The sequence below is a fragment of the Gordonia desulfuricans NBRC 100010 genome (genome assembly GCF_001485495.1).
Taxonomy (GTDB): Bacteria; Actinomycetota; Actinomycetes; order Mycobacteriales; family Mycobacteriaceae; genus Gordonia; species Gordonia desulfuricans.
The window spans coordinates 24,406-34,917 of the sequence record NZ_BCNF01000052.1; the positions used below are offsets into that span (position 1 = coordinate 24,406).

10 protein-coding genes and 1 tRNA gene are annotated in these 10,512 nt (G+C 69.5%); 6 read left to right on the plus strand and 5 right to left on the minus strand.

What is annotated here, in order from left to right; genetic code table 11:
- Positions 1 to 39: 39 nt before the first annotated feature.
- Both GD1_RS09360 and GD1_RS09365 read left to right on the plus strand, forming a co-directional pair.
- Complete coding sequence (locus GD1_RS09360) at positions 40 to 630, plus strand: helix-turn-helix domain-containing protein (protein ID WP_053778316.1); 591 nt, start codon at positions 40 to 42, stop codon at positions 628 to 630.
- A 107-nt stretch (positions 631 to 737) separates the two neighbouring features.
- Positions 738 to 1,997, plus strand: a complete 1,260-nt coding sequence (locus tag GD1_RS09365; RefSeq protein ID WP_059036822.1) for a L,D-transpeptidase — start codon at positions 738 to 740, stop codon at positions 1,995 to 1,997.
- A 76-nt stretch (positions 1,998 to 2,073) separates the two neighbouring features.
- Here the strand turns inward: GD1_RS09365 and GD1_RS09370 are convergent, their stop codons facing one another.
- Positions 2,074 to 2,850, minus strand: coding sequence for an SDR family NAD(P)-dependent oxidoreductase (locus GD1_RS09370; RefSeq protein ID WP_059036808.1), 777 nt, complete (start codon positions 2,848 to 2,850; stop codon positions 2,074 to 2,076).
- Positions 2,851 to 2,941: 91 nt separating this feature from the next.
- Here GD1_RS09370 and GD1_RS09375 point away from each other — a divergent pair, with 91 nt between their 5' ends.
- From GD1_RS09375 to GD1_RS09385, 3 genes are all read left to right on the plus strand, one after another.
- Positions 2,942 to 4,054: an ROK family transcriptional regulator gene (locus GD1_RS09375; RefSeq protein WP_053778285.1), complete on the plus strand. Its 1,113-nt coding sequence runs from the start codon at positions 2,942 to 2,944 to the stop codon at positions 4,052 to 4,054.
- 73 nt (positions 4,055 to 4,127) lie between these two features.
- A complete protein-coding gene (locus tag GD1_RS09380; RefSeq protein WP_059036809.1) occupies positions 4,128 to 4,940 on the plus strand; it encodes a transglutaminase-like domain-containing protein in 813 nt (270 codons plus the stop codon).
- 4 nt (positions 4,941 to 4,944) lie between these two features.
- A complete protein-coding gene (locus GD1_RS09385) occupies positions 4,945 to 6,042 on the plus strand; it encodes a zinc-binding metallopeptidase family protein (protein ID WP_059036810.1) in 1,098 nt (365 codons plus the stop codon).
- A 59-nt stretch (positions 6,043 to 6,101) separates the two neighbouring features.
- On the opposite strand, the gene otsB is transcribed toward GD1_RS09385, so the two are convergent.
- From otsB to GD1_RS09400, 4 genes are all read right to left on the minus strand, one after another.
- Positions 6,102 to 6,911, minus strand: coding sequence for a trehalose-phosphatase (gene otsB / locus GD1_RS09390; RefSeq protein WP_059036811.1), 810 nt, complete (start codon positions 6,909 to 6,911; stop codon positions 6,102 to 6,104).
- The gene (locus tag GD1_RS09395; RefSeq protein WP_059036823.1) at positions 6,908 to 8,404 is read right to left on the minus strand and encodes an alpha,alpha-trehalose-phosphate synthase (UDP-forming); all 1,497 of its coding nucleotides are present in this window, start codon (positions 8,402 to 8,404) and stop codon (positions 6,908 to 6,910) included. The genes otsB and GD1_RS09395 overlap by 4 nt, the downstream gene beginning before the upstream one ends.
- A gap of 105 nt (positions 8,405 to 8,509) precedes the next feature.
- A complete protein-coding gene (locus GD1_RS25005) occupies positions 8,510 to 8,671 on the minus strand; it encodes a hypothetical protein (protein WP_169798187.1) in 162 nt (53 codons plus the stop codon).
- A gap of 152 nt (positions 8,672 to 8,823) precedes the next feature.
- A complete protein-coding gene (locus tag GD1_RS09400; protein WP_059036812.1) occupies positions 8,824 to 10,227 on the minus strand; it encodes a threonine/serine exporter family protein in 1,404 nt (467 codons plus the stop codon).
- 5 nt (positions 10,228 to 10,232) lie between these two features.
- On the opposite strand from GD1_RS09400, the gene GD1_RS09405 reads away from it, so the two are divergent.
- Positions 10,233 to 10,307, plus strand: a tRNA-Thr gene (locus GD1_RS09405).
- Positions 10,308 to 10,512: the final 205 nt, after the last annotated feature.

The following is a 10,512-nucleotide window of genomic DNA, read 5'->3' on the forward strand; positions in this document are numbered from 1 at the left end:
GCTAACCGCTGCATGCCGAACTGGCATATGATCTTGCGTATGGAGCAAGAAATCGATGCGGTGGTGCGGCAACGCATCCGTGCCCTGCGGATCGCGAAGGGCTGGACCCTCGACTCGCTCGCCGCGCGGTGCGGTCTCAGTGCCTCGACGCTGAGCCGGATCGAGACCGGTCACCGGCGGGTCGCCCTCGATCAGCTGGTGCCCATCGCGCGCGCCCTGGACACCTCGCTGGACGTGCTGGTGGAACCGATCGGCGACGCCGACGTGGTGATCCGACCCGAACCGCACTGCACCGCGGGCGTCACCGTGTGGCCATTGTCACGGGAGGGCACACCGGCCGGTGTGGTGGTCGCCAAATTCCGCTTCGAGCCCGAGGTCGCCGAGGCCGCCCGGGAACTGCGGGTACACCCCGGGCAGGAGTGGTTCACCGTCCTGTCCGGGCGGCTCCGGCTGCGCCTGGGCGAGCGGACCATCATCGTTCCTGCAGGTCACGCCGCCGAGTTCCGGTGCACGGTGCCGCACTCGCTGGCCCCCGACGGCGGTCCCACCGAGATCCTGTCGATCTTCGACGCCGACGGTCAGCGGGCGCATCTGCGGGGTTCGGCCGCCGGGACCCGGTCGTTGACCTGAGGCCTGCCCCCGGCACTCGTCGGGACCGCCGCGCTGTCGTTCACTCGGTGTCCTCACAGGAGGTGGAGCAGCAGTTCACAGCAATGCGCCGGTACGCTGGTATGGCCATGACTACGAACGCCACGCCCACCCGACGCACCGTCCTCGCCGCTGCCGGCCTCGCCGCCGCGGGGCTCGTCGCGGTGGCCTGCGGACGTTCGGACGATTCCGGTTCCGGTTCCGACGGCCCCGAGACGCCGACGGTGTCGGTGACCTACACGCCGGATCTCGCGTCCCCGGACGCCCCCAACCCGACCGCCAAGGTCGAGGTCACCGCCAACGGCGGCGTCCTCAATCCCGACATCAAGCTGCTCAACCCGAACGGCAAGTCGGTCGCCGGCACGCTGTCGGAGGACCGCAAGACCTTCACCATCACCGAACCGCTCGGTTACGGCACCACCTACACCTGGGCGGGCACCGCCGTCGGCCAGGACCGGATGTCGGTGCCGGTCGAGGGCACGTTCACCACCCTCGATCCGGAGACCCAGGTCAATCTGGTGGTCAACATCGCCGACGGTCAGGAGGTGGGCATCGCCGCACCCCTGATCCTCAAGTTCGACAGCACCGTCACCGACAAGGAAGCCGTCGAGAAGGCGCTGACGATCACCACCACCCCCGAGACCGAGGGGGCGTGGGCGTGGCTCGGCGAGGACAACGGCTCGCGTGTGCACTGGCGGCCCATGGAGTACTACCGTCCGGGCACCAAGATCCACATGAGTGCCAAGCTCTACGGTCTCGACCACGGCGACGGCGCCTACGGTGCCGCCGACGTCACCAGCGACTTCGTCATCGGCCGGTCGCAGATCGTCAAGGCCGAGGCGTCGTCGCACCAGATCGTCGTGGTGCGCGACGGGTCGACCCTGATGACACTGCCGTGCAGCTACGGCGAGGGCGACCTCGACCGCAATGTCACCCGCTCGGGTATCCACGTGGTGAGCGAGAAGCACGAGGACTTCTACATGTCCAACCCCGCGGCCGGGTACTTCAACGTCCGCGAACGGTGGGCGGTGCGCATCTCCAACAACGGCGAGTTCATCCACGCCAACCCGGAAACCGTTGGCGTGCAAGGATCGTCGAACGTCACCAACGGATGTATCAACCTGTCGCTGGCCAACGCCGAGCAGTACTTCAACACCGCGATGTACGGGGACCCGGTGGAGGTGACCGGCACGCGGATCGCGTTGTCGGAGGCCGACGGCGACATCTTCGACTGGATCTACGACTGGGAGACCTGGAAGAGCATGTCGGCGATCAAGGGCACCCCGCAGTCGCAGTCGGTGCCCGCGACCCCCAGCGGGGCACCGTCGACGGTGCACGGCCCGAGCTGACCGGAGCGTCGCGGAACCGGCCGATCGCCGCACCCCGCAAGGTATCTCGTCCTCGACGGGGTGCGGACGGTGACGGCTATCCGGTCTTGACGTTGCGGCGCGCGCTGGCCTGATCACGCGGCTTGAGCACGATCAGGTCCAGGTTCACATGCGGCGGCCGGGATGCGACGAAGCCGATCACCTCGGCCACATCGTCGGCGACCATCGGCGTCAGGCCCTGGTAGACCGCGTCGGCACGTTCCTGGTCGCCGTCGAAACGCACCAGCGAGAAATCGGTCTCGACCATGCCCGGGGCGATCTCGGTGAGCCGGATCGGCTTGCCCAGCAACTCGAATCGCAGCGTCCGGTGCAGCACCCCCTGCGCATGCTTGGCCGAGGTGTAGCCGGCGCCGTTGTCGTAGGCCTCGAGGGCGGCGATCGAGGTGATGGTGACGATCAGGCCGTCTCCGGACGCCTCCAGTGCGGGCAGCAGGGCCTTGGTCACCCGCAGGGTGCCGATCACGTTGGTCTCCCACATCCAGCGCCAGTCGTCGAGATCGGCGGTGGCCACCGGATCGAGACCCTTGGCGCCGCCGGCATTGTTGACCAGCACCGACACCGTGTCCAGGCCGTCGACGAAGGCGGTCACCGAATCCTCGTCGGTGACGTCGAGTTGCCTTCCGGTGCCGCCGATCTCGGCGGCGAGGGCCGCAACGCGATCGACCCGGCGGGCACCGAGGACCACGTGGTAGCCCTGTGCGGCGAGGGTACGGGCGGTGGCCGCGCCGATCCCGGAACTGGCCCCGGTCACCACGGCGACCGGACGGGAGTCGGAGGAGGACGGTGCGGACGGGGCAGCGGGGGAGTCTGTCATGGTCTCAGAGTTTACGGCTCGTGGCCAGCGGCGCCGCCCGCCCGGACCTCGGACGGGACGGGATGCCCGGATTCGCTGATACATTCGTCGCATGCAGGCAGTGGTCCCGGCGACGCTTCAGGTCACCTCGACCCCGGCGGCGTTGGTGCTGCAGGCGATTCGGGTCGGTGCACCCATCACCCGCGACACGATCGCCGCGGACACGGGGCTCTCCCCGGCGACCATCAATCGTCAGATCGTCGCCCTCGCCGACCTCGGTTTCGTCACCGAGCGTCGCGACCTGGTGCATCACGGCGGCATCGGCCGGCCCAAGAACCCACTCACCCTCGACCGTGACGGTCTGTGCGTGGCCGGGATGCACATCGGTGCCCGCCGCACCCTGCTCGCCCTGGCCGACCTGGGTGGACGCACCCTGTACAGCCATGCCGTCCGCACCCCCGACGGCCCGCCGGATGCCGCCGTGGACGAACTGTGCGCCCAGCTGCGCACGCTGGCCGACCGGTTCTCCGGGCGCCGGCTGCTGTGGGGCGGGGTGGCGATCGGTGGACGGGTCGACACCGCGACCGGCGTCGTCGACCATCCGGTCCTCGGCTGGCGCAAGGTGGGGTTGGGTGAGCGGCTGGCGCAGACGCTCGGTGTCCCGGTGTCGGTGTGCGAGCACGTGCAGGCGATGGCGGCGGCCGAGTTGCTGCTCGGTTCGCCCCGCAGTACCGACGAGTCCGGACTTTTCTTCTATGCGCGCGAAACCACCGGCATGGCCGTCACGGTCAACGGTCGGGTGGTGGTCCCGGCCCGCGGCGCGGGCACCATCGCGCATGTGCGGGTCGACGCCCCGGTGCTCGGTCCGGGCCCGGAGACACTGCAGGGGGTGATCGGCGTCGCCGCCGCGACCCGGGCCGCCGAGCGGCTCGGGGTGTCGCCGGATGCGTCGTGTATCGCCGACGAGCGGGCCGCAATCCTGGGTGAGGTGGTCGCCGGGTTCCGGGACGCCTTCAATCCCGACACGGTGATCGTGGCCGGGGATGCCTTCGCCGCCCACCCGCAGGGGCTCGCGCCGGTACAGGCCGCCTTCGACGCCGCGTCGTGCGCGGGCTGGCCGCTGGAGCTGACCCCGTCCCGATTCGGGCACGGGGTGCAGGAGAGCGCGGCAATCGTGGTGGCGCTCAGCGTGATCTACGCCGACCCGATCGGGGCGATGGCCTGACCGCCAGCCCCCGGCGGCCCGGACGTTCGCCCCGCGTTCACCGGTCACGCCCCCGACGCCTACGGTGAACGCCATGTCGACCCCCACACGTGAGGTGAGCGCGCACCTCGACATCACCGTGCACGCACCCACCGAACTCGAGATGCAGATCGCCGTCGCACATCTGCCCGGTCTGACCATGACCGAGACCCTCGAGATCTCCGTCGACGGCACACCGATCACACCGACCGAGATCGTCGACGACCACGGTGGCCGCATCCACCGGGTGATGCTGGAGGCGGGGCGGCTCGTCATCGGCTACCGTGCCTCGGTGACCACCCCGGCCGAGCCGGTCGCGGTGCGGGCCACCGACCGGTCGATCTACCTGCGGCCCAGCCGTTATGCCGAATCGGACACCTTCTTCGGCTTCGCCGCCGGCCAGTTCGACGCGAGTCTGCCGCCCCGTGAACTCCTCACCCAGGTCACCGATTTCGTCACCCGGCGGCTGCGCTATGTGCCCGGTGCCAGCGACCCCATCGACGGCGCCGCCGACACCCTGCTCGCCGGCGCCGGGGTGTGCCGGGACTATGCGCATCTGGTGATCGCCCTGCTGCGTGCGCTCACCATCCCCGCCCGGCTGGTGGCGGTGTACGCGCCGGGATGTTCCCCGATGGACTTCCACGCCGTCGCCGAGGCGCTCGTCGACGACGAATGGGTGGTGGTCGACGCCACCCGGCTCGCACCGCGGCAGACGATGGTGCGGATCGCCACCGGACGCGACGCCGCCGACACCGCCTTCCTCGACAACCACGGCGGTGCGATCTCCCTGGACTCCTACCGGGTGGACGCGTCGGTGCACGGAATCCTGCCCACCGACGACCATCACCGGTGGGCTCACCTAGGCTGAGTGGGTGCGCGCACTGACGTGTCCCATCTGCAATGCCCTGTCGGGCTTCACCAACCAGAGCTGCCCCAACTGTGAGACCACCGTGGGCGTCCACCTCCCGAGCCGTTCGCTCGTCGTCGCCTCCGAGGAGGGCGTCGAGATCGACGGCAGGCGGTGGGAACGCTGCTCCAACTGGGAACGATTCGGCTGCAACTGGATGACGCCGTCGGAGTACACCGACGCCGACGCCGGGATGCGCGGGCTGTGCTTCGCCGATGCCCTGGTGCGGCGGCTGCCCGACCGGTCCGACACCATCGCGATGGAGAAGGTCCCGCCGACGCTGTCGGATCTGCGGCTGCTGGTCTATCAGCTCGTCGACCTCGGGCTGCCGGTGGAGCCGCACTGGCGCACCAAGGGCGGGTTGGCCTTCGATCTGCTGTCGAGTCTCTCCTCGAGTGACCGCGTGATCATCGGCCACGCAAACGGCGTGATCACCCTGGACCTCGCCGAGACGCTCGACGCCTACCGTGAACGTCTGCGGGTGCAGCTCGGTGAGCCGTACCGCACCATGCTCGGCCATTTCCGGCACGAGGTGGGGCACTACTACGAGCGCGTGCTGGTCGAGACCGGCGACGGTGCCGACATCTATCTGCAGAAGTGCCGGCAGATCTTCGGTGACGAGCGGGCGAGCTATGCCGACGCCCTCGACCGGCACTACCGGCAGGGGCCACCGGCGGACTGGCACGACTCGTTCATCTCCGAGTACGCGACGATGCATCCGTGGGAGGACTTCGCCGAGTGCTTCGCCCACTATCTGCACATCACCGGAACCATCGACACCGCACGCGAATCCGGCCTGATGCTGGAGAAGGATCAGGTGCGGTTCGCGATGGACCGCGACATCGTCCCGTTGCAGTCCTATGCCGACCAGCCCGTCGAACGTCTCCTGTACGACTGGAAGTGGTTGTCCACCATGTTCAACCGCGTCAACCAGGCGATGGGCCGCCGGCCCCTCTACCCGTTCGAGATCCCGCGTCCGGTGGTGCGCAAACTCGGGTTCGTGCACCGGGTGATCCGCGAGAGCGCCGCGCGCGTACCGGTCACCGATCCGCTGGTGGTGTGAGGCGCCGCCCGACGTCCCGGGCGGGGCGTCGGGTCAGGCGGAGCGGGCGGGGCGTCGGGTCAGACGGAGCGAGTGCCGAGGGCCTCGGCCCGGCGGGCCGCGACGTGGGCGAGTACCGCGGCGACGGCATACGGATCGTCGATCCGATACTGCGCCAGCGTGTTTCCGGTGCCGACCTTGATGCTGAGGTCGGTGCCGGTGCGCAGATGCGCGAAGGCCTTCTCGTCGGTGACGTCGTCACCGAGATAGATCACGACGTCGGCGCCGGAGCGCTCACGCAGGACGTCGAGGGCGATGCCCTTGCTGGTCTCGATCACCGCGAGTTCGATCACCGCCTTGCCCTCGGTGGCCTCCACACCGTCCCAGGACGCCGGACCCCGCCGCGCGCGGGTGAGCGCGCTCTCGGCGTCGCCGGCGGTGGCATTGCGGACGTGCAGTGCGGTGCTGACGGGTTTGGTCTCCACCGTCACGCCCGGGTGATCGGCTGCGATGGAACGGAATTCGCCGACGATACGGGCCAGCAGATCACGGTGGCCGGCGGTGATCTCCTGAGGGAAACCGGTGTCGAACTCGCTGCCGTGGCTACCGATCAGGGTGATCGCCGAGTCGCCCAGCCCGGACAGCCGGGCCAGGTCGGTCAGCGCCCGGCCGGAGATCACCGCGACCGGCGTGCGCTCGAGGGCGGCGGCGTCGAGCAGCGCGGCCCGCGACTCGGGCAGCGGACGGGCATCCTCGGGACGGGACACGATGGGCGCCAGGCAGCCGTCGAAGTCCGATGCCACCAGCAGCACCGGGACCATGGCCGCATGGTCCAGGGCGGCAACGAGATCGGCCGGGAGCCGATCCGCCGGGAACCGGTCCGGGCTCATTCCTGCGGTGTCCCGGGCTCGTCGACGACCGGCGGGTTCATCAGGTGCAGACCGCGATCGGCCTCCGACTCGGTGGATGCCGTCTCGGTGAGGGTGTCGAGGAAGCTCGCCGCCCATTTCGCGACGTCGTGGGTCAGCACCTGCCGGCGCAGGGCCCGCATCCGGCGGCGGCCCTCCTGCGGTGTCTGGGTGACCGCCGCCTCGATGGCATCCTTCACGCCGTCGAGGTCGTACGGGTTGGCCTGGTACGCCGACCGCAATTCGGCTGCGGCACCGGTGAACTCACTCAGCACCAGGGCTCCGCCGAGATCACTGCGGCAGGCCACGTACTCCTTGGCCACCAGGTTCATGCCGTCGCGCAGCGGGGTCACCAGCATGACGTCGGCGGCGACGAAGAACGCGATCAGCTCGTCACGGGGGACCGGGCGGTGCAGGTACTGCACCACCGGCTGGCCGACCCGCGAATAGGTGCCGTTGATGTTGCCGACCAGTTGCTCGATGCCGGCCCGCATCTGGATATAGCTCTCCACCCGTTCGCGGCTCGGGGTGGCCAACTGCACCATGACGGTGTCGTCGGCGTCGATCCGCTTCTCCGCCAGCAACTCCGACAGCGCACGCAGCCGGACGTCGATACCCTTGGTGTAGTCGAGCCGGTCGACGCCGAGCATGACGGTCTTGGGGTTGCCGAGTTCACGGCGGATCTCGGCGGCCCGCTTGCGGATCTCCCGGGAGCGGGCCTTGGTGTCGAGCTCACCGGAGTCGATCGAGATGGGGAATGCGCCCACGCGCACGGTGCGGAAGCCCACCTGCACGACGCCGAAGCGCGAACGCACGCCGACGGTGCCCTTGCTGGTGGCTTGACCGGCCAGTCGACGTGCCAGGTAGAGGAAGTTCTGGGCGCCACCGGGCAGGTGGAAGCCGATCAGGTCGGCGCCGAGCAGGCCTTCGACGATCTCGGTGCGCCACGGGTTCTGCATGAACAGCTCGACCGGCGGGAACGGGATGTGCAGGAAGAACCCGATCTTCAGGTCGGGGCGCAGCATCCGCAGCATCTTCGGCACCAGCTGCAGCTGGTAGTCCTGCACCCACACGATCGCACCCTCGGCGGCGGCCTTGGACGCGGCGTCGGCGAAGCGGCGGTTCACCTCGACGTAGGTGTTCCACCATTCGCGGTGGTACTCGGGTTTGACGATGACGTCGTGGTACAGCGGCCACAGCGTCGCATTGGAGAAGCCCTCGTAGTACTCGGCGATCTCCTGCGACGAGAGCGGTACCGCCTGGATACCGATGCCCTCGACCTCGGGGTTGTCGTCGGAGTCGGCGATGCCCGACCAGCCGACCCAGGCACCGGTGTGCGACCGGAGGATCGGCTCGAGGGCGGTGACCAGCCCGCCCGGACTGCGACGCCAGTGGACTTCGCCGTCGGGGCCCACCTCCTTGTCGACCGGCAGCCGATTGGCGACGACGACGAACTCGGCACCGCCCTCGGGGATGCCGCTACCCGGAACGGGTGCGACGGTGTCCTCGGTGGGGGTGCCCGTGTCGGGGGCGTCGGGGACGGTGGACTCGGGAACCGCTCGGCTGTCCGAGGTCACGACTCAGGCGTTCTCGCCCGGTGCGATCCCCAGCATGGCCAGCAGCATCCGGCATTCCTCGGCGTCGGTGGCGTAGGCGGCGACGACGCGGCGTGCCGAGTTGGCGGTCTCGTCGGCTACCGGCTTCAGCTCTTCATCGGCGATGTCGGTGGTCTTGGCTGCCATCATGTCCCCTCGGTCGGTGCCCCGGGTGCGGGGCGGACGCTGTCGGTCGGATGTCGTTACGCGCTCACGGCGGACGGGGCCGCCGGTGAGGCGCGGCGACCCGGGATGCGGGTCGCGCGACATCCCATTCTACCTGTTCGCCGACGATGCGTTCACCGGCGACGCCATCGGCCCCAGTTCGGCGGCACCAGCTTGGGTGTACGCAGGCTGCGGGCGACGAACTCGCCGAGGGTGACGCCGGCGGCGAGGGCGCATCCGATGGCGAGGGCGCTGGCCATCCAGGTGAAGCCCTCGAGGGTCTGTTCGTTGAGGATTCCGTAGAGCCCGCGGTAGGCCGCGAGACCGGGGAGCAGCGGGGTGATGCCGGCCACCGCGACGACCAGCGGTGGGGTCAGCGCACGGCGGGCCAGCAGGCCACCGAGCAGGCCGACACACACCGCGGCCACACCGGCGGAGATCACGTCGCCGACCGGGATGAACGTCGCCCCGGCGGCCACGCCCACACCGATCGCCCCGGCCAGGAATGCCACCGGCAGTGCTCGACGCTCGGCATAGCTGGCCAGCGCGAATGCCATCGCCGCGACCGCGCCGGCGGCCACCCGGATCGGGACGTCGACCGCGGCGAACTGGGTGGAGGTGGTGATGGTGGGCAGGTAGATGCCGAAGGCCTCCAGCATCCGCAAGGCCATACCGACGCCGGCGATGATGCCGCCGGTCATCAGCAACAGTTCGAAGAACCTGGCCACACCGGTGATCGGGGCGCCCGTGATGGCATCCTGCACCGAGCCGACCAGCGACAACCCCGACAGCAACACCACGATCCCGGCGGCGATGACCTGCGAGGGGGCGATGGTCACCCCGAGGTCGCCACCGATCTGGAAGACCAGGGCGGCCGGGACCACGGCGATGAAACCGCCGGCGACCTGCTGGAAGAACAGTGGTGTCCCCAACCGGTTGAGCCAGCGGTTGAGGGTGACGGTGGCGCCGGTGGTGACGAACGCCAGCAATGCCACCAGCGGACCGCCGCCGAGCAGGACCGAGACCGCGGCCGCCATCAGTCCCCACGCCGCGGTCGCCACCACATAGCGGTAGGGGTGTGGGGCGTCGACGATCTTGTCGATCATGCGGTGCGCGGTGGACGGGGCGATCGCGACGTCGCGGATGTTGCGGATGAGCCGGTCCACCTGGGCGAGCCTGGTGAAGTCGAGGGACCGGTAACGCACCGTCTGCATCGCGGTGATCGGCGGCAGCGTCGGCCCGCGGCGGGCACTCACCACGATCGTGTTGTAGGTGACGTCGACGTCGAGGTCGGAGAGCCCGTAGACGCGCGCCACGAACCGGATCTGGTCGGCGGTGTCGATCGCACCGGTTCCCGAATCGAGGAGGACCGCACCGATCTTGGTGGCGAGGTCGAGGACCTCGGTGATCGACGCGACGTCGAAGCGGTCGATGGGGCGGCGCGGCGCGATCCGGATGGTGCCGGGTTCGATCGTGTCGATCGTCGCCGTGCTGGTGCCGGTGAGGCGCCGCACGGCCGTGCGGATATACTCGCGCAAGCAATGCCTCCTTAGCTCAGTGGTAGAGCACTCGCCTTGTAAGCGAGCGGTCGTCGGTTCAATCCCGACAGGGGGCTCCAACACACTGTGCATGAACAGGCGGCGCGGTGGGGCGCTCGGGGTCGGGGTCCGCAGGGCCAACGACGTGGCGCGCGCCGGTTGTTCCGGGACGTGCGCGAGCTCACGCGGCCGACGATCGAGCGGGTCATCCGTTGAGTGCCACCCCCGTCGATGGTCCAGCCGGGATCGGCGGGGCATCCGTTGAGTGCCACCCCCCATCGATGA

Bases quoted from the DNA above. Each gene is read 5' to 3' on its own strand.
- GD1_RS09380 (WP_059036809.1), top strand. From the start codon at position 4,128: ATGTCGACCCCCACACGTGAGGTGAGCGCGCACCTCGACATCACCGTG.
- GD1_RS25005 (WP_169798187.1), bottom strand. From the start codon at position 8,671: ATGGCAGCCAAGACCACCGACATCGCCGATGAAGAGCTGAAGCCGGTA.
- GD1_RS09360 (WP_053778316.1), top strand. From the start codon at position 40: ATGGAGCAAGAAATCGATGCGGTGGTGCGGCAACGCATCCGTGCCCTG.
- otsB (WP_059036811.1), bottom strand. From the start codon at position 6,911: ATGAGCCCGGACCGGTTCCCGGCGGATCGGCTCCCGGCCGATCTCGTT.
- GD1_RS09365 (WP_059036822.1), top strand. From the start codon at position 738: ATGACTACGAACGCCACGCCCACCCGACGCACCGTCCTCGCCGCTGCC.
- GD1_RS09375 (WP_053778285.1), top strand. From the start codon at position 2,942: ATGCAGGCAGTGGTCCCGGCGACGCTTCAGGTCACCTCGACCCCGGCG.
- GD1_RS09370 (WP_059036808.1), bottom strand. From the start codon at position 2,850: ATGACAGACTCCCCCGCTGCCCCGTCCGCACCGTCCTCCTCCGACTCC.